The 17,594-nt window shown below is 71.8% G+C and carries 21 protein-coding genes and 1 riboswitch; of the genes, 18 read left to right on the top strand and 3 right to left on the bottom strand.

Features of this window, described 5'->3' with window-relative positions:
- The first annotated feature begins 6 nt into the window (after window positions 1-6).
- The 7 genes from G9U51_RS04305 to G9U51_RS04275 all read left to right on the top strand — a co-directional run bounded on the left by G9U51_RS04305 (window position 7) and on the right by G9U51_RS04275 (window position 6,977).
- Window positions 7-2,031, top strand: coding sequence for a primosomal protein N' family DNA-binding protein (locus G9U51_RS04305; protein ID WP_166193685.1), 2,025 nt, complete (start codon window positions 7-9; stop codon window positions 2,029-2,031).
- Window positions 2,032-2,117: 86 nt separating this feature from the next.
- Entirely contained in the window at window positions 2,118-2,801 is a 684-nt protein-coding gene (locus tag G9U51_RS04300; protein ID WP_166193682.1) for an HAD family hydrolase, read from the top strand.
- Between the two features lie 5 nt (window positions 2,802-2,806).
- Entirely contained in the window at window positions 2,807-3,352 is a 546-nt protein-coding gene (def, locus tag G9U51_RS04295; protein ID WP_166193679.1) for a peptide deformylase, read from the top strand.
- A gap of 2 nt (window positions 3,353-3,354) precedes the next feature.
- On the top strand, window positions 3,355-4,281 hold the full coding sequence (gene fmt / locus G9U51_RS04290; RefSeq protein WP_166193676.1) for a methionyl-tRNA formyltransferase: 927 nt from the start codon (window positions 3,355-3,357) through the stop codon (window positions 4,279-4,281).
- On the top strand, window positions 4,274-5,878 hold the full coding sequence (locus G9U51_RS04285) for an RsmB/NOP family class I SAM-dependent RNA methyltransferase (protein ID WP_166193673.1): 1,605 nt from the start codon (window positions 4,274-4,276) through the stop codon (window positions 5,876-5,878). The genes fmt and G9U51_RS04285 overlap by 8 nt, the downstream gene beginning before the upstream one ends.
- The gene (rpe, locus tag G9U51_RS04280; protein ID WP_166193670.1) at window positions 5,878-6,534 is read left to right on the top strand and encodes a ribulose-phosphate 3-epimerase; all 657 of its coding nucleotides are present in this window, start codon (window positions 5,878-5,880) and stop codon (window positions 6,532-6,534) included. The genes G9U51_RS04285 and rpe overlap by 1 nt, the downstream gene beginning before the upstream one ends.
- Complete coding sequence (locus G9U51_RS04275) at window positions 6,534-6,977, top strand: AAA family ATPase (protein ID WP_166193667.1); 444 nt, start codon at window positions 6,534-6,536, stop codon at window positions 6,975-6,977. Before rpe ends, G9U51_RS04275 begins: the two co-directional genes overlap by 1 nt.
- A 3-nt stretch (window positions 6,978-6,980) precedes the next feature.
- Here the strand turns inward: G9U51_RS04275 and G9U51_RS04270 are convergent, their stop codons facing one another.
- Window positions 6,981-7,235 carry a DUF2630 family protein gene (locus tag G9U51_RS04270; RefSeq protein WP_166193664.1) on the bottom strand — a complete coding sequence of 85 codons (255 nt, stop codon included), beginning with the start codon at window positions 7,233-7,235 and terminating at the stop codon, window positions 6,981-6,983.
- 175 nt (window positions 7,236-7,410) lie between these two features.
- On the opposite strand from G9U51_RS04270, the gene G9U51_RS04265 reads away from it, so the two are divergent.
- From G9U51_RS04265 to G9U51_RS04220, 10 genes are all read left to right on the top strand, one after another.
- On the top strand, window positions 7,411-7,755 hold the full coding sequence (locus tag G9U51_RS04265; RefSeq protein ID WP_166193661.1) for an antibiotic biosynthesis monooxygenase family protein: 345 nt from the start codon (window positions 7,411-7,413) through the stop codon (window positions 7,753-7,755).
- 117 nt (window positions 7,756-7,872) lie between these two features.
- Window positions 7,873-9,396 carry an HNH endonuclease signature motif containing protein gene (locus G9U51_RS04260; RefSeq protein WP_235945442.1) on the top strand — a complete coding sequence of 508 codons (1,524 nt, stop codon included), beginning with the start codon at window positions 7,873-7,875 and terminating at the stop codon, window positions 9,394-9,396.
- Window positions 9,397-9,537: 141 nt separating this feature from the next.
- A riboswitch (FMN riboswitch) is annotated at window positions 9,538-9,675 on the top strand.
- A gap of 127 nt (window positions 9,676-9,802) precedes the next feature.
- Complete coding sequence (ribD, locus tag G9U51_RS04255; protein WP_166193658.1) at window positions 9,803-10,816, top strand: bifunctional diaminohydroxyphosphoribosylaminopyrimidine deaminase/5-amino-6-(5-phosphoribosylamino)uracil reductase RibD; 1,014 nt, start codon at window positions 9,803-9,805, stop codon at window positions 10,814-10,816.
- Window positions 10,816-11,418, top strand: a complete 603-nt coding sequence (locus G9U51_RS04250; RefSeq protein WP_166193655.1) for a riboflavin synthase — start codon at window positions 10,816-10,818, stop codon at window positions 11,416-11,418. Before ribD ends, G9U51_RS04250 begins: the two co-directional genes overlap by 1 nt.
- Window positions 11,415-12,734, top strand: a complete 1,320-nt coding sequence (gene ribB / locus G9U51_RS04245; protein WP_235945441.1) for a 3,4-dihydroxy-2-butanone-4-phosphate synthase — start codon at window positions 11,415-11,417, stop codon at window positions 12,732-12,734. Before G9U51_RS04250 ends, ribB begins: the two co-directional genes overlap by 4 nt.
- Window positions 12,731-13,204 (top strand): 6,7-dimethyl-8-ribityllumazine synthase, encoded by a 474-nt coding sequence (gene ribH, locus G9U51_RS04240; protein ID WP_166193652.1) that lies wholly within the window; start codon window positions 12,731-12,733, stop codon window positions 13,202-13,204. Before ribB ends, ribH begins: the two co-directional genes overlap by 4 nt.
- Window positions 13,205-13,228: 24 nt before the next feature.
- The gene (gene pnuC, locus G9U51_RS04235) at window positions 13,229-13,966 is read left to right on the top strand and encodes a nicotinamide riboside transporter PnuC (RefSeq protein WP_166193649.1); all 738 of its coding nucleotides are present in this window, start codon (window positions 13,229-13,231) and stop codon (window positions 13,964-13,966) included.
- A 91-nt stretch (window positions 13,967-14,057) separates the two neighbouring features.
- On the top strand, window positions 14,058-14,321 hold the full coding sequence (locus G9U51_RS04230) for a phosphoribosyl-ATP diphosphatase (RefSeq protein WP_166193646.1): 264 nt from the start codon (window positions 14,058-14,060) through the stop codon (window positions 14,319-14,321).
- A gap of 7 nt (window positions 14,322-14,328) precedes the next feature.
- Window positions 14,329-15,174: an ATP phosphoribosyltransferase gene (hisG, locus tag G9U51_RS04225; RefSeq protein ID WP_166193643.1), complete on the top strand. Its 846-nt coding sequence runs from the start codon at window positions 14,329-14,331 to the stop codon at window positions 15,172-15,174.
- On the top strand, window positions 15,171-15,611 hold the full coding sequence (locus tag G9U51_RS04220; RefSeq protein ID WP_166193640.1) for a PH domain-containing protein: 441 nt from the start codon (window positions 15,171-15,173) through the stop codon (window positions 15,609-15,611). Before hisG ends, G9U51_RS04220 begins: the two co-directional genes overlap by 4 nt.
- Here the strand turns inward: G9U51_RS04220 and G9U51_RS04215 are convergent.
- Window positions 15,608-16,144: a nucleoside/nucleotide kinase family protein gene (locus G9U51_RS04215; protein ID WP_166193637.1), complete on the bottom strand. Its 537-nt coding sequence runs from the start codon at window positions 16,142-16,144 to the stop codon at window positions 15,608-15,610. The two genes, G9U51_RS04220 and G9U51_RS04215, sit on opposite strands and share 4 nt — an antisense overlap.
- Before the next feature lie 23 nt (window positions 16,145-16,167).
- Between G9U51_RS04215 and hisF the strand changes: the two genes are divergently transcribed.
- Window positions 16,168-16,923, top strand: coding sequence for an imidazole glycerol phosphate synthase subunit HisF (gene hisF, locus G9U51_RS04210; RefSeq protein ID WP_166193634.1), 756 nt, complete (start codon window positions 16,168-16,170; stop codon window positions 16,921-16,923).
- Here hisF and G9U51_RS04205 read toward each other — a convergent pair.
- Window positions 16,920-17,561, bottom strand: a complete 642-nt coding sequence (locus G9U51_RS04205; RefSeq protein WP_166193631.1) for a TIGR03085 family metal-binding protein — start codon at window positions 17,559-17,561, stop codon at window positions 16,920-16,922. The two genes, hisF and G9U51_RS04205, sit on opposite strands and share 4 nt — an antisense overlap.
- Window positions 17,562-17,594: the final 33 nt, after the last annotated feature.

The following is a 17,594-nucleotide window of genomic DNA, read 5'->3' as shown; positions in this document are numbered from 1 at the left end:
TGACCCGTGACCGATCAGCCGCACCCCGGGACGCCGGAGCAGTTGCAGCTGCTCAAGACCGCCTCCCGGCGGCGGCCCACCGCGACCGCCGGGCCGACGGCGAGTGAGCTGCCGGTCGCGGTCGTGCTCGCCGAGGTGGGGCTGGCGCATCTGGACCGCACCTTCGAATACTCCGTGCCGGCCGATCTGGCCGAGGCCGCCCAGCCGGGTGCGCGGGTGCGGGTGCGCTTCGGTGGGCAAGAGCTCGCCGGCTATGTCGTCGACCGCACCGCGACCGCCGAACATGTCGGCGCGCTGGTGCCCCTGCGCCGGGTGGTGTCGCCGGAGCCGGTGCTGACCCCCACGCTGCTGGCGCTGTGCCGCGAGGTCGCGAGGCGGTATGCCGGCAATGTCGCCGACGTGGTGCGCCTCGCCGTGCCGCCGCGGCACGCCCGCGCCGAGGCCGCGCTGGCTGCCTCGGTGGACCCGCCCGTCGTCACGGCACCGGACCCGTCCTGTTGGAGCAGGTATGCCGCGGGTCCCGCTCTGCTGCGCCGGATCGCGGCGGGCGAGGCTCCCGCGGCGTCCTGGCTGGCGGCCCCCGGCGAACCGGCCTGGCCAGCCTCGGTGGCCGCGCTGGCGGCGACGGCGCTCGCGGCCGGCCGGGGCGCCTTGATCGTCGTGCCGGATCACCGCGATGTGGTGCGGGTGGCGGCCGCGCTGGAGGAGGCGGTCGGCCGCGATGCCTTCGTCAAGCTCACCGCCGATCAGGGACCGCAGGCGCGCTACACCGCCTGGCTGAAGGTCCTGCGCGGGCACGTGCGGTGCGTCGTCGGCACCCGCGCCGCCGCCTTCGCACCGGTGGCGGACCTGGGCCTGGTCGTCTGCTGGGACGACGGGGACCCCCTGCATCTTGAGCCCAGGGCGCCCTATCCGCACGTGCGGGAGGTGCTGCGGGTGCGGCACGAGCAGGAGCGGGCGGCATACGTCCTGGGGGGTTTCGCGCGATCGGTGGCGGTGCAGCAATGGCTCGACGACGGCGTCGTGCGCGAGGTGGGCGGGCGGCCGGCCCGCACGGAACTCCCGCGGGTCAGCGTGGCCGGCGATGAGCGCGAGCAGGTGCGGCACGGCCCGGCCGCGAACGCCCGCATCCCGTCGGCCGCGTGGGAGGCCGCCCGACGTGGGCTGGCGGCCGACGGCCCGGTGCTGGTGCAGGTGCCGCGGCGCGGCTATGTCCCGCGGCTGCGCTGTGCCGAATGCCGCGAGCCCGCGCGCTGCCCCACCTGCCAGGGCCCGCTGCAGCAGGAGGACGCCGACGGTGCCCTGGTCTGTGGGTGGTGCAACCGGGAGGTGACCGGTTACCGCTGCCCGGAGTGCGAGGGCACCCGGCTGCGCGCGACCGTCGTCGGCGCGCGGCGCACCGCCGAAGAGCTCGGGCGGGCCTTCCCCGGTGAGGTGGTGCGGCGCTCGGGCGCCGGCCAGATCGTGCTGGACACCGTGCCGCACGAGGCCTCGCTGGTGATCTCCACCCCGGGCGCGGAGCCGGTCGCCGACGGCGGGTATGCCGCGGCCATCCTGCTCGACGGCTGGGCGCTCACCGAGCGTCCCGGTCTGCAATCGGGCGAGCAGGCCCTGCGGCAATGGCTGGCTGCGGCGGCGCTGGTGCGGCCCGGCGGGCCAGTGGTGCTGTGCGGCGCCGACCCCGCGCTGCCGGTCGTGCAGGCACTGGTGCGATGGGCGCCCGGCTGGTTCGCCCAGCGCGAGTGCGAGCAGCGGGCCGAGCTCGGGCTCCCGCCGACCACCTGGGCCGCGATCGCGACGGGTGGCAAGGCCGCGTTGGAGTTTGTCGCCGAGGACCTGGCCAAGACGCACGACGCGGTCGGACCGGCGCCGATCCCCGGTTCCCACGACTGGCGGCTGCTGTTGCGGGCGCCGCTGGCCGCCGCGATCGAGGCCGCGCGGGCGGTCGCGGTGCTGCGCGCGCATCGTGCGTTGCAGCGGGATCGCTCCGGGGTGAGCGTGCGCGTCGACCTGGACGGGTCGGCGCTCTGAGGTGCGCGTCGACGCTCTGAGGTGCGCGTTGACCTGGACGGGTGGTTGCGCTGAGGCGCCGTGCCGACCGCTAGCCTGGACTGGTCATGGACGACCCCGCACTCGACGCGGCCGAGCTGGCCGATCTCGACGACCCCCGCTTCGCGCCCTCACCGCCGGCCGCGGTCGTCTTCGACCTCGGCAATGTGTTGATCCGCTGGGATCCGCAACGGGCCATCGCGGCGGAGGTCGGCGACGCGCAGGCCAGTGCCTTCCTCGACGATTTCGACTTCCACGGTTTCAACCTCGAGCAGGACGCCGGCCGGCCGTGGGCCGAGGCGATCGCGGAGGCGACGGATACGCATCCGCACTACGAGCGGGAGCTCACGGCATACCGCACGAATTTCGGGGAGTCGGTGCGCGAACCGATCGAGGGCACCGTGGCGATCCTGCGCGAGCTGCACTCCGCGGGCGTGCGGCTGTTCGCGCTCACCAACTGGTCGGAGGAGACCTTCCCCGAAGCGCTCAAGCGGCACGACTTCCTGGAGCTCTTCGACGACATCGTGGTGTCCGGTGAGGAGGGCGTGGTCAAGCCCGACCCGGAGATCTACGAGGTGCTGGCCGAGCGCCTGCAGCATGTCGCCGGGCTGGAGGACTGCGTCTTCATCGACGACTCGCTCGCCAATGTGCAGGGCGCGATGCTGGCCGGACTGGACGCGGTGCAGTTCACCGATCCGGACACGCTGCGCTCGGAGTTGCGGGCCCGCGGGCTGCCGCTCAAGGCGAGCTGATCACGTTGTCCGTCAAGCCGATTCGACTCTTCGGCGACCCCGTGCTGCGGACGGTCGCCGAGCCTGTCGTCGACTTCGACGCCGAGCTGCGCACCCTGGTCAAGGACCTCGCCGACACGATGATGCACGCGCCCGGTGCCGGTCTCGCGGCGCCGCAGATCGGCGTGCCGCTGCGGGTGTTCACCTACTACGTCGACGGCGAGCTCGGGCACCTGATCAACCCCGACCTGACGTTGTCACAGGAGCAGCAGGTTGACGACGAGGGTTGCCTGTCGATCCCGGGCATCTACCTGCCGACGCCGCGGGCGCTGCATGTGGTGGCGCGCGGCTTCGACCAACACGGCGAGCCGGTGGTGCTCGAGGGGACGCGGCGGCTGGCGCGCGCGGTGCAGCACGAGACCGACCATCTCGACGGCGTGCTCTTCGTCGACCGGCTGGACACCGCGACCCGCCGTGCGGCGATGAAGCAGATCCGCAATGCCGAATGGGCCGGTATGCCGGGCCCGATCGTGCGCGAGAGTCCGCATCCGACCTACGGACGGGCCTGGTAGCCGTGCGGGTGGTCTTCGCCGGAACCCCGGAGGCGGCGGTGCCGTCGCTGCGGGCGCTGCTGGGTTCACGGCACGAGGTGGTGGGGGTGGTGACCCGGCCGGACGCGCCGGCCGGGCGCGGCCGGTCGCTGCGGCCCTCTCCGGTGCGCGTCGTGGCCGAGGAAGCCGGGGTGCCGGTGCTGACGCCGCAGCACCCGCGCGAGCCGGCCTTCGTGGCGGCGCTGGCCGACCTGCGCCCGGACGCGTGCCCCGTCGTGGCGTATGGCGCGCTCGTGCCGCGCGCCGCTCGCGAGGTGCCGCGCCACGGCTGGATCAACCTGCACTTCTCGCTGCTGCCGGCCTGGCGCGGAGCGGCGCCGGTGCAGCACGCGCTGCTGCACGGCGACGAGGTCACCGGGGCGACGACCTTCGTGCTGGACCAGGGCATGGACACCGGGCCGGTGCTCGGCACGATGACCGAGCCGATCGGTCCGTCGGACACCGCGGGGGAGTTGTTAGGACGGCTGGCCTCGGCGGGGGCCGGCCTGCTGGTGGCGACCCTGGACGGGCTCGAGGACGGCTCGGTGCAGGCGGTGCCGCAGCCGGCCGATGGCGTGTCGATGGCCCCGAAGATCGAGGTCGCTGACGCCGAAATCCGTTGGCACGAGCCAGGATTCGCGGTGGACCGGCGGATCCGCGCCTGCACTCCGGCGCCCGGCGCGTGGACGACCTTCCGCGGCGCGCGGCTCAAGGTGCTCGCCGCGCGGCCGGCCCCCGATGACGGTTTGGCGGCTGGTCAGCTGCGGGTCGGCAAGCAACAGGTCGTCGTCGGTGCGGGCAGCGGGGCGGTCGAATTGCTGCAGGTGCAGCCGCACGGCCGCAAGGCGGTGACCGGCGCCGACTGGGCGCGCGGCGCACGGATCGAGGACGAGGAGCGGCTCGGTGGCTGACGAGAGGCGAGGAGGCTCGCGCGACGATCGGCGGGGCGGCGGTGGCCGCAGTGGCGGCCGTCGGGACGACGATCGGCGCGAGAGTCGCGAGCAGCGGGAGGAGAGGTTTCGCACCGAGCGGCGCGACGACCGCGGCCGTCAGCGCTCGCAGGCTCGGCGCGGCAACCAGGGTTACCGCAGCGCAGCCGCGCCGTCCCAGCGCCGCCGGGCGGGCGACCCGGCCCGGCGCGCCGCCTGGGATGTGCTGCGGGCCGTCGACGACGGCGCCTATGCCAACCTCGAGCTGCCAAAACTGCTGCGCCACAACGGAATTGGTGGCCGTGACGCCGCCTTCGCCTCCGAGCTGTGTTATGGCTCGTTGCGGATGCGCGGCTTCTATGACGCGGTGATCGAGCGCGCGGCGGGCCGGCCGGTCAGCCAGATCGACGCGCCCGTGCTGTCGACGATGCGCCTCGGCGCCCACCAGTTGCTCGGCATGCGGGTGCCCTCCCATGCCGCGGCCTCCGAGACCGTCGCGCTGGCCCGTGAGGTCAACGGCGCGGGCGCTGCAGGCTTCGTCAACGCGGTGCTGCGCCGCATCAGCGAACGTTCCCGCGAGGACTGGGTCGCCGAGGTGACCGGCGGGCTCAGCGGGGACGCGGCTCTCGCGATCGAGCATTCGCACCCGGAATGGATCGTGCGGGCCCTGCGCACCTCGCTCGGCGAGCAGGCCGCCGAGCTGGAGGATCTGCTGGTCGCCGACAACGAACCCGCCGCGGTGTCGCTCGTCGCGCGCCCCGGCCTGGCCACGGTCGACGAACTCGTCGCCGCCGGCGCCGTGGCGTCCTCGATGTCGCCGGTCGCCGCCACCTGGGAGGGCGACCCCGGCGCGCTGCCCGCGGTGCGCGAAACCCGGGCGGCGGTGCAGGACGAAGGGTCCCAATTGCTCGCGCTGGCGATGGCCGCGGTGCCGGGGACCGGACGTGACCACGAGGAGTGGCTGGACCTGTGCGCCGGTCCCGGCGGCAAGGCGGCACTGCTCGCGACCTTGGCGCATGAGCAGGGTGCCGTGCTCTTCGCCAACGAGGTCAACCCCAAGCGCACCGAACTCGTCCGTCGCACCATGGCCGCGGCACTGGATGCTGGCGCCGAGGTGATGATCGGCACCGGCGACGGGCGCGAGCTCGGTGGGGAGGAGCCGGATACCTACGACCGGGTCCTGGTCGATGCGCCTTGCACCGGGCTCGGAGCGCTGCGCCGCCGGCCGGAGGCCCGCTGGCGCAAGACCGTCGCCGACCTGGGTGACCTCACCGTGCTGCAGGGGGAGTTGCTCGACTCGGCGATCCGGGCGACCCGACCAGGTGGCGTCATCGGCTATGCCACCTGCTCGCCGCACCTGGCCGAAACCGTCCAGGTCGTGCGCGACGCACTCACGGCCCATCCAGAGGTGACGGCCGAGGATGCCCGGCCCTACTTCCGTGCCGCCGACGGCTCGGCCATCGAGGGCGTCGGCGACGGGCCGTGGGTGCAGCTGTGGCCACACCGCCACCACACCGACGCCATGTTCTTCGCTCTCCTGCGCAAATCGCCTGTCGCACAACCAGATTCGGAGTCTTGATGCAGATCGCCCCCAGCATCCTGAATGCCGACTTCGCCCGCCTGGGCGACGAACTGCAGCGGATCGCCAACGCCGACTGGGCCCACATCGACGTCATGGACAACCACTTCGTCCCCAACCTGACGATCGGGTTGCCCGTCGTGGAGTCGTTGCTGGCGGTCAGCCCGATCCCGCTCGACTGTCACCTGATGATCGACGATCCCGACCGGTGGGCCCCGGCATACGCCGAGGCGGGGGCGGGGAGCGTGACCTTCCACGTGGAGGCCGCCAAGGATCCGGTGCGGCTCGCGCGCAACCTGCGCGCGGCCGGTGCGCGCGCGTCAATGGCACTCAAGCCGGGCACGCCATTCGGGCCGTATGCCGACCTGCTGCCCGAGCTCGACATGATCCTGGTGATGACCGTCGAGCCGGGTTTCGGTGGCCAGAGTTTCATGGCCGATCAGATGCCCAAGGTGCGCGAAGTGCGTTCTGCCGTCGAGCGATTCGGCGGCGAGGTGTGGATCCAGGTCGACGGGGGCGTGTCAGCCAAGACCATCGAGCAGTGTGCCGAGGCGGGTGCGGATGTCTTCGTGGCGGGCTCGGCCGTCTACGGCGCCGACGATGCCGCCGCGGCCGTGGATGAGCTGCGCCGACTCGCGCTCCGGCATACGCACTGATGGCCCGGATCCTGCTGACCGGCATGTCCGGAGCGGGCAAAACCTCGGTGCTCGAGGGTCTCGGTCGGCGGGGCCATCCGATCGTCGACACCGACTACGACGGCTGGGAGCTGCCGGGCGCGCTCTGGGACGAAGCACGGATGGCGCAGCTGCTCGAGACGCACCCGACGATCGCGGTCAGCGGGACGGCGCAGAACCAGGGTCGCTTCTACGACCGGTTCGAGCAGGTCGTCTATCTCTACGCGCCGCTCGACGTGCTGCTCGCGCGGGTGCGGTCACGCACCAACAATCCCTACGGTCGCACCACGGAGCAGCAGGCCGAAATCGCCGAGTATGTCGAGACGGTCGAGCCGCTCATCCGCCGGTCGGCGACCGTCGAGCTGGACGCGACTCGGCCGCTGCCCGAGTTGATCGACGCGGCTGAGGCGCTGCTGCTCGGTTGAGGGCTACTGCTGGTAGCCCTCGACGACCGTGGCCGACTGCTCGGTCGCGTCATCGGGGTTCTCGCCGAACTCGCGGCGGGCGTCGCGGCGGCGCAGCAGGTCCCACAGCCGGTCGAGGGTGGTCTCGGCCGCCTGCAAGCGCTGCCGCTCCTCGGCGGCGGTGATCTCGCCGCGACCGAGCTTCTCGCGCAGCGTGCGCTCCTCCTGCACGAGGGCGTCGATCTGCTGGTGAATCTGGGCGTCGTCAAAAGTGGCCATGCCCGATCTTGGCATGTCTGCCGGGCGCTACTTGCAGACCGTCCGGCCACTCGCATGCGTTGCGCGCACTCGCATGCCGTGATCAGCGTCTGCGGGTGAGGTGACGGCATGTGAGTGGCGTGGGCGCCTGCGGGTGGGCTCGCGGATCCGGCGTCGTCGTGGTGGGCTTGGGGTCATGAGCGAGCAGGAGACCGGGCGGACGCTGGGGGTGGAGTGCGAACCGCCATACACCGCAGTGATTTTCAGCTCCCTGCGCACCGATGGAGACCACGGCTACGCAGCGGCCGCAGAGCAGATGGAACGGCTGGCGGCGCAGCAGCCCGGTTATCTCGGGATCGAATCGGCGCGCGACCCGGCGACCGGTTTCGGCATCACGGTGAGCTACTGGCGCACGGCGCAGGACGCGCGGGCGTGGAAGGGTATTGCGGAGCACGAGCGGGTGCAGGCCACCGGCCGCCGGGTCTGGTATCGCGACTACACCGTGCGCATCGCGACGGTCGAGCGCGAGTATCGCAAGTGAGGTCGGAGAGGCTGTCAGACCTCGGGTCTAGGGTGTGAGCACAGGGTTCGAGACGGGAGGTCTCGACCGTGGAAGGCGTTGAGGGACAACGCTTTTAGCTCAACTGAGGGGGTCGTCATGGACGACGATGAGGTATGCCGGACCCGCCCGGCCGAGGGTCAGGGTCACCAGTCGGGGGCACCGCCGGGGCGGGTCTCGCCAGGGGCCGGACCGGTTGCCGTCGCTGCGGTGCGAGAGGCGGTTGCCGCTGTGCCGACGGTGGGTGCTGCGGTATTCCAGCTCGGCGACGCCGACCTGATCGCTGCGAGCAGGCACGTGGTGGCCCTGATGCAGCTGGCCGAGCAGGCCGCTGTGGCGTTGAGCCGGGAGGCGATGGAGCGTGGGCTGATCGCCCGATCGACCAGTGCTGGTGCGGCCCAGTGGCTGATGGGTCTGACCGGTCCGGCCGGCGACATCGATGCGGCGGCCAGTGACCAACCTCCCGTGCCCGGGCTGGAGCCGGCTGACGCGCGCCGGATCGCGTTCCTGGCCGCTGAAACTCGGTCGGCCGAGAACGCCGTGATCGCCGACGCGCTCCAGGACGGCCGGATCAGTGGCGCCGCTGCGCGGACCGCCATCGAGCAGGTCGACGCAGTCGTCGCGGTGCTGCCGGGGGCCACCCGCGAACAGGTATTCGGCTATTTCCTGCAATTGCCGCCAGGCTCCGGGACGCGTGGCATCCGGGAGCTGACTCGTCGGCTGGTCGCGACCTTCGGCCGGACCGAAGACCTGGACAAGCTCGAGGACGACCAGCAGGCCGCGGAGCGGGTGACCTGGACCGACTTGCCGAACGGGATGGTGCAACTGCTGGCCGAGCTGTCAGCCGGTCATGCCGCCGAACTGCGGCACGCGATCGACGCGATGTCAGCGCCGGTGCCGGGCGGTGGTGCGGATGGGAGCTCGGCTGGCTCGGCGGCGCACGGCGGTGTGGATCGGGGTTCGGCCGGCTCGGCGGCGCACTGTGGTGCCGATCGGTCGGGCCGGGGTGCCGGAGCCGGTGACGGCGCACCGGACATCGACCAGCCCGACCCCCGGTCGCCGGGCAAGCGGCGAGCGGATGCGTTGATGGCGTTGGCGGCAGCGGGTGCGCGCCGGATCGATGACGGAGGTGGGCTGGACGGCATGACGAGTTGTGGCACGGCCCGGCTCGTCGTCACCATCGGGCACGACGCACTCACCGGCGCGTTGGCGGGCTGCGGTCGCACCGAATCGGGAGCGAGCCTGGATCCCACCACGGTGCGCCAATTGGCCTGTGATGCCGACCTGATTCCGATGGTGCTGGGCACCGAGGGTGAGCCGTTGGATGTCGGCCGCACGAAGCGCCTGTTCGACCGGGGGTTGCGGCGCGCGATCATCCATCGCGACCAGCACTGCACCTTCCCCGGCTGTGATCGGCCACCCAGCTGGTGCGAAGCTCACCACGTCACGCCGTGGTGGGCCGGCGGGCACACGGCGTTGGCCAATGCGGCCCTGCTGTGTCGGCGCCATCACACGATCGTGCACCGGGACGGTTACACCGCCACGGTCACGGCGACGGGGGTCGCTTGGGACCTCACGCCGGGACGGATGGGAGGTGACCACCGCGCGCGGTCGGCCGCCTGACCGGACTTAGCGCGACGAGTTCGCCGCGCACTGACCCCGGGGGTCCGGCGTGGTCGGGAGATCGAGATCACAGCCGGCGACGCAGGGCGATTTCCCGGGAGCGCGTCGAGGCCGCCGCGCGGGCGGTCTATCATCGAGTCGAACGTGCTCCGGGGTCAGTGAAACTCTGAGCCGGCGGTGACAGTCCGCGACCCGTGCCGATGGGGTAACCCCGTCGAAGCGGTTGACCTGGTGGAACTCCAGGACCGACGGTGAAAGTCCGGATGGGAGGCGCACGCGGGCAGGCCATGTCAATGGTCGGCCCGGCGACGGGTATGCCGTGACGGCAGACCCGCGCTGCTCGTCACCCCGGAGTCCGCAGGCGGACGACAGTCCGCACCACGGACGACCGGGAAGGAACGGGCAGGTGACCTCAGCCCAGCAGGACCAGCAGTGGATGCGTGCTGCCCTGACGCTGGCCGCTCGTGGTCCGGTCGCCGACGTCAACCCGCGCGTCGGTTGTGTGATCGTGCGCGACGGCGAACTCGCCGGCGAGGGATTCCACCAGGGCGCGGGCACCGACCACGCCGAGGTCGCGGCCCTGCGCGCGGCGGGCACGACCCGCGGCGCCACCGCCTATGTCACCCTCGAGCCCTGCGCGCACACCGGACGCACCGGCCCATGCACCGAGGCGCTGCTGGCGGCCGGCATCGCGCGTGTCGTGATCGGCGCGACCGACCCCAATCCGATCGCGGCCGGAGGCGCCGACCGGTTGCGTGCTGCCGGAGTTCGCGTCGACGAGGGCGTGCTGGCTGCCGAGTGCACCGAGCTGAATCGCACCTGGACGTATGCCGTGCGCGTCGGCCGGCCGTTCGTCACCTGGAAGCTCGCCGCCACCCTCGACGGACGGGTCGCCGCACGGGACGGCTCCAGCCGGTGGATCACCGGGGCCGGCGCCCGCGCGGAGGTGCACGAGCTGCGCCATCGGGTGGGCGCAATCGCGGTCGGCACCGCGACGGTCGTCGCCGACGATCCCGCGCTGACCGCCCGTCCGGCGAGCGGTCCGAGCGACCGGCAACCCTTGCGCGTGGTGGTGGGGAATCGCGAAATCGACTCGGCCGCAAAGGTTTTCGACGATTCGTCCGAGACGCTGCAGGTGTCGTCGCATGACCCCAGCGTGGTGCTGACTCACCTGCACGAACGCGGCATCCACCATCTGCTGCTCGAAGGCGGCCCGACGCTCGCCGCGGCCTTCGTGCGCGCCGACTGTGTCGACGAGATCGTCGCGTATGTCGCCCCTGTCCTGCTCGGTGCTGGACCGGCGGTTGTCGGCGACCTCGGCATCGACACCATCGACGCGGCCTCCCGCTGGCAGCTCACCTCGGTGAGCCAGGTCGGCGATGACGCCCGTCTCACCCTCCGACGGAAGGAGAACCCCTGATGTTCACCGGAATCGTCCAGGAGACCGGGGTCATCACCCGGTTGCGGCAGACCGGCGACTCGGCCGTGCTGTCCGTGCAGGCGCACGCCGTGCTGGACGGCATCGCCCACGGCGCTTCGGTCGCGGTCGACGGCGTCTGCGTCACGGTCACCGATTTCACCGCGACGGGTTTCACCGTCGACCTGATGGCCGAAACCCTGCGCCGCACCTCGCTCGGTGGGTTGCGACCCGGCGACCGGGTCAACCTCGAGCGGGCGATGCCGGCGAGCGGCCGGTTCGACGGGCACATCGTGCAGGGCCATGTCGACGGCACCGGTCGGATCCGCCGGGTCACCCCGACCGAGCACTGGACCGAGGTGGAATTCGCTGCCCCGGCGGACCTGCTGCGCTACATCGTGGAGAAGGGCTCGATCACCGTCGACGGGATCTCGCTCACCGTCACCGGCGTGACCGACGAGGCCTTCACGGTGGGGCTCATCCCGACCACCTTGCGGCTGACTGCGTTGGGAGACAAGGGAGTTGGCGCAGTCGTCAACCTCGAGACCGATGTGCTCGCCAAATATGCCGAGCGGCTGCTCGCGACCGCAGGAGCGACCCGATGAGCGCGCCGGAGCGCGGGCCGGAGAGCGGGCCGGAGCGCGGGCCGATGGGCGCGCCGGAGCGCGCACCGGAGAGCGCCCGTGAGGGGCGATCCGACGAGCCGGCCGGCGCGACGATCGCCGAAGCGCTCGACGCCCTGCGGGCCGGCCACCCGGTGCTGGTCACCGACGACCTCGACCGCGAGAACGAAGGCGATGTGGTGCTCGCCGCGCAGACGCTGAGCACCGAATGGGTCGGCTGGACGATCCGGCATACCTCGGGCTATCTGTGCGCCCCGATGACGGCCGAGCGGGCCGATGAATTGCAGCTGCCGCTGATGGTGACCGACAACGCCGACCCGCTGCGGACGGCATACACCGTGTCGGTGGACGCGGCCGCCGGGGTGACCACCGGCATCTCCGCCGCCGACCGCGCGCGCACCGCGCAGGTGCTGGCCGACCCCACGGCCACCGCCGCCGACCTGGTGCGTCCGGGTCACCTGATCCCGTTGCGCGCCAGGCCCGGGGGCGTGCTGGAACGCCGCGGCCACACCGAGGCCACGGTCGACCTGTGCCGTCTCGCCGGGCTCGCGCCGGTCGGTGTCATCGGTGAGCTCGTGCACGACGACGGCAGCATGATGCGGCGCGACGATGTCGCGGATCTCGCTGCGCGAGAAGGCATTCCGGTGATCACGATCGCCGCTCTCGTCGAGCATCGCCAGCGGCACGACCGGGTCGAGCGGGTCGCCGTCACCAGCGTGCCCACCGCTCACGGCCGGTTCGAGGCGATCGGTTACCGCGACCGGCTCACCGGCGACGAGCACCTCGCGCTCGTCTCGCCGCGCGGCCTCGGTGACGCACCGCTCGTGCGGGTGCACAGCGAGTGCCTCACCGGAGACGCTCTCGGCTCGTTGCGCTGCGACTGCGGGGCGCAGCTCGACCAGGCCCTCGCCCAGGTCGCGAGCGACGGCGGCGCGGTGGTCTACCTGCGCGGGCACGAGGGCAGGGGAGTGGGTCTGCTCAGCAAGCTCGCCGCCTATGCCGCCCAGGACACCGGCTGCGACACCGTCGATGCCCAGGTCGCGCTCGGCCTGCCGATCGACGCCCGCGACTACACCCCGGCCGCGGCCATCCTGCACGATCTCGCAGCGACCGAGATCCACCTGCTGTCCAACAACCCCGACAAGCGAAACAGCCTGCGCGACAGGGGAATCGAGGTGATCAGCGTGCAACCGCTGGTCACCCGCCCCACCGCCGACAATGTCGACTATCTGCGCGCCAAACGAGACCGGATGGGGCACGACCTGCCCCACGATCACCTGCAAGGAGCAACCGCATGAGCGGGCATGGAGCCCCCACGATCACCGTCGACGGCCACGGCCTGCGCGTCGCGATCGTCGCCTCGTCCTGGCATGACACTGTGATGAACGGCCTGATCGCCGGCGCCCAGCGGGCGCTCGACGAGGCCGGTGTCACCGACCCGACCCTGGTGCGGGTGCCGGGCAGTTTCGAGCTGCCCGTCGCGGCCGCCCGGCTCGCGCGCGACCACCACGCGGTCGTCGCCCTCGGCGTCGTGATCCGTGGCGGCACACCGCATTTCGACTATGTCTGCCAGGCCGCCACCCTCGGGCTGACGACCGTGGCGACCACGACCGGCATACCGGTCGGCTTCGGGGTGTTGACCTGTGACACCGACGACCAGGCGCTCGACCGCGCCGGTCTGCCGGGGTCGAGCGAGGACAAGGGCCACGAGGCCGCCCTCGCCGCGATCAGCACCGCCCGCACCCTCGCCCAACTCGCTGTCCGCTGACCCACCGCACGAAGGACATCACCGATGCTCACCCTGGCCGCCGCCGCCCAAGGCGACACCAATATCTTCCAGCGCATCATCGACGCCGCCCTGCCGATCGGGAAATACCAGTTGCACTGGCTCGAGCTCGTCGGCGTGCTGATCGGCGTCGCCTCTGCGTGGTTCGGCATGAAGCGCAAGGTCATCGCCTGGCCGGTCGGCATCGTCGCCAACGTGATGCTGTTCTTCGTCTACATCGGCGCGGCCTTCGGTGCCGACTCGCGCATCCCGCTTTTCGGCCAGTCCGGCCGGCAGGTCTTCCTCTTCTTGACCTCGGTCTACGGCTGGTGGCGCTGGTATGAGCACAAGAAGCGCCGCTCGGCGAACGCGCCGGCGATCACGCCGCGCTGGGCCACCACCACCGAGCGGCTCGCGATGGCGGGCGCCTGGCTCGTGCTCACCGTCGTGGCCCACCAGGTCTTCGTCTGGCTCACCAACCTCGCCCCCAACCCGTATTGGACGCCGCAGTGGTGGTTCTTCTGGTGTGACGCCTGGGTCTTCGTCGGCTCGATGGTCGCGACCTACGCGATGGCCCGCGGCTGGAACGAGTTCTGGCTGTGCTGGATCGCGGTCGACCTGGTCGGTGTGCCGATGGGCTTCGCGACCGGCTATGTCCCCACCGCGGTGATGTACATCTTCTACGGCCTGTTCGTGCTCTACGGCTTCTGGCAGTGGGTCAAGGTCACCCGCGCGGCCCGGGGCGCCGAACCCCAGCCGGTCTGAGCCTGGCCGCGCCTGGATCGGGGCGCGGCACCGGTCCGCACCGCGAACGGGGCGGCGGGTCGGCATACGGCCACAAGTATCGTGACCTGCCGTGAAGACCTTCGAGCAGCTGTGGGCCGAGCTCGGCCGCAAGGCCGCCGACCGTCCCGAGGGATCGGGCACGGTCGCCGAACTCGACGCCGGCGTCCACGCGATCGGCAAGAAGATCGTCGAGGAGGCCGCCGAGGTGTGGATGGCCGCCGAGCATGAGGGCACTGACCGCACCGCCGAGGAGATCAGCCAGCTGCTCTACCACCTGCAGGTGCTGATGCTTGCGCGCGGCATCGACCTCGACGACGTCTACGCCCACCTGTAGGAGAACCATGCTGCGTGTCGCCATGCCCAACAAGGGCGCCCTGGCCGAGTCGGCCGCCGAGATGATGCGCGAGGCCGGTTATCGCGGTCGCCGCGAGTCCAAGGAGCTCGTCGTCGTCGACCAGGACAATGACGTCGAGCTGTTCTTCCTGCGCCCGCGCGATATCGCGCTGTATGTCGGGTCCGGCACCCTCGAGGTCGGCATCACCGGCCGCGACCTGCTCCTGGACTCCGGTGCGGAGGCCCGTGAGGTGCTGCAGCTCGGCTTCGGTGCCTCGACTTTCCGGTATGCCGGACCGCCGGGCGTCGCGTCGTCCGTCGCCGACCTGGGTGGCCGGCGGGTTGCGACCAGCTTCCTCGGGTTGGTGCGAAATGACCTGTCGGACAAGGGAATCGACGCCGAGGTGGTGCGGCTCGACGGTGCGGTGGAGACAGCGGTGACGCTCGGCGTCGCCGACGTGATCGCGGATGTGGTGGAGACCGGCACCACCTTGCGCAATGCCGGGCTCGCGGTCTTCGGCGACCCGATCCTGCAGTCCGAGGCGGTGCTGATCCGCCCCTCTGGCGGTGGCGACAACCCGGCGGTCGATGTGCTGGTGCGTCGGCTGACCGGCGTGCTGACCGCACGGCGCTACGTGATGATGGACTACGACATCCGCGTCGAATTGGTCGAACAGGCCTGCGCCCTCACCCCCGGATTGGAGTCGCCGACCGTGTCGCCGCTGCACGACCGCGGCTATGTCGCCGTGCGGGCGATGGTGCCGCGCAGTCGCACCAACCAGGTGATGGACGAGCTCTACGAGGTCGGCGCCCGCGCCATCCTCGTCACCGAGATCGCGGCGTGCCGGCTATGACCGGCCAGCCCTACGCGGTCTTCCGCCCTCGCCGCGGCCGCTATGTCGCGTGGGGCGCCGCGGTGCTCATCGTGATCTGCTTCACGGTGCTCGGCTTCGTCATGCCGCGCGACAAGGGCGGCGTGGCCAACCAGCTCGCCTTCGTGATCTTCGGCCTGCTGATCGCTGCCGTGCTCAGCCGGTTCGCCCGGGTGCGCGCGGTGCCGAGCGAGCGCGGCCTGGTCGTGCACAACCTGCTCGTCACCCGCGAGCTGGAGTGGGCCGAGATCCTCGACGTGCAGTTCGGGGGCGGGCCGCCGTGGCTGCTGCTCGACCTGGCCGACACCGAGCAGCTGGCGGTCATGGGCGTGCAGCGCGCGGACGGGGAGTATGCCGTGCGTGAGGCACAGCGGCTCGCGGCGCTGGTCGAGGCGCACAGCAGCTCCGACCGGGACTAACCCTCGATCACCTCGTGGGCGTGCTCCCACGGCCGGTCCGGCCCGAAGAGCTCGTCCTCCTGACGAGCCCACGCGTCCCAGTGCGGCGCGAAGCCGTCGCCGTCCCTGGCCAGCGCCCGCTCCCGCCGCAGCGGAGCCGGCACCTCCAGCCAGACCCGCACGTCGAGCAGATCGCGGGCCGCGCGGATGGTCGAGAACACTCCTTCGACCACGACATACACCGCGGGCTCGACCCGTCGGCGTGACGCGTATTCGCCTGTCTCCCAATCAAAGACGGGGTATGCCGCGTGCTCGCCCCGGGCGAGCGGCCGCAACACCCGCTTGACCAGCAGTCGGTTGCCGGCAGCGCCACCGGACCACCCGTCATACAGCTCGTCCAGGTGGACGACCTGCGCGTGCAGGCGCTTGGCGACCAGGCCGGCGAGGGTCGTCTTGCCGGCGCCCGCACGGCCGTCGATGCCGACGAGCACGGGGGTCGGCCGCGGCGGCACCATGACCGCGCGGCGGACGACCCGGTCGACTGGGGAGAGCACGGGCACAGATTAGGCTGCCGTGCGTGACTGTGGCGGTGCGCGTGATCCCGTGTCTGGACGTCGATGCCGGGCGCGTGGTGAAGGGCGTGAACTTCGACAACCTGCGCGACGCCGGCGACCCGGTGGAGCTGGCCACGACCTATGACGAGCAGGGTGCCGACGAGCTCACCTTCCTCGACGTCACCGCGAGTTTCGCCGGCCGGGACACCACCTATGACGTCGTCGGGCAGACCGCCGAGCAGGTCTTCATCCCGCTCACCGTCGGTGGCGGCGTGCGCTCGGTGCAGGACGTGGACCGGCTGCTGCGCGCGGGCGCGGACAAGGTCGGCATCAACACCGGCGCCATCCACCGCCCCGAGGTCATCGGCGAGATCCGCGAGCGGTTCGGCGCGCAGGTGCTGGTGCTCAGTGCCGACGTGCGGCGCGATGGCCGCGGCGGCTTCGAGGTGACCACCCACGGTGGACGCAAGTCCGCGGGGCTGGAGGCGATCGGCTGGTGCGCCCGGGCGGCCGAGCTCGGAGCCGGTGAGATCCTGCTCAACTCCATGGACGCCGACGGCACCGCCGAGGGCTTCGACCTGGAGCTGATCGAGGCGGTGCGCCGCGAGGTGGACATCCCGATCGTCGCCAGCGGTGGCGCCGGGCGGGTCGAGGATTTCGTCGCGGCGGTCGAGGCGGGCGCCGATGCGGTGCTGGCGGCGACGGTTTTCCACTTCGGCCAGCTCACCATCGCCCAGGTCAAGGACGCGCTGCGAGCGGCGGGCTACCCGGTCCGTTAGAGGCCGCGGGCGGTCTCCCGGTATGCCGCCACGTCGTGGTCGGCGCCGTCGAGCTCGGTGTCCGCGTGTGCTCCGCGGCCGTAGATCTCCAGCAGCACCTCCGAGGGCGCACCGATGATCACCACATTGCCGTGGTCATCCTTCGGGCCGCGCAATTGCTGCCGCCCGAAGTCACCGCAGTCGGCGACGACCCCGGTGCGCACCGAGCGCAGCGCCAGCGGGGCGATCCGCGGCAGCGCGGCATACAGCGACTTCTGCTCGTCCTCGGACAGTTCGCGACGCGGCCGCCCCTCCTGCGCGCGCAGCACGTCCTCGTGGTGGATGAAGAACTCCACCAGGTTGCCGGCCTCGTCCACCGGCGACAGCGCGAACGGGCTCCAGCGCGGCGGTCCCTGCCGGACGGTCTCGACGAGCTCCGCGAACGGGCGCTGGGCGAAGGAGGACTGGATCTTGTCCAGCCGGCCGGCCAGCGGGGCGAGGAACATGCCAAGCGCCGCGTCCGGGCGCCGCTCGCGCAGGATCAGGTGCGCGGCCAGGTCGCGGGTCTGCCAGCCCTTGCACAGGGTCGGCGCGTCGGGACCGACGGCGGTGAAGGTGTCGCAGAGGGCGTCGCGTTCGGCGCGGGCAAAACGGGCCATAGCCGCACATCTTGGCCCACCCGCCGCACCCGC

Origin of the sequence: Metallococcus carri (assembly GCF_011440275.1) — a bacterium.
In the GTDB taxonomy this organism is placed as follows: Bacteria; Actinomycetota; Actinomycetes; order Actinomycetales; family Dermatophilaceae; genus Metallococcus; species Metallococcus carri.
Note: the sequence above shows the minus strand (reverse complement) of the source record. Positions and strands in the feature narration are given on the sequence as shown.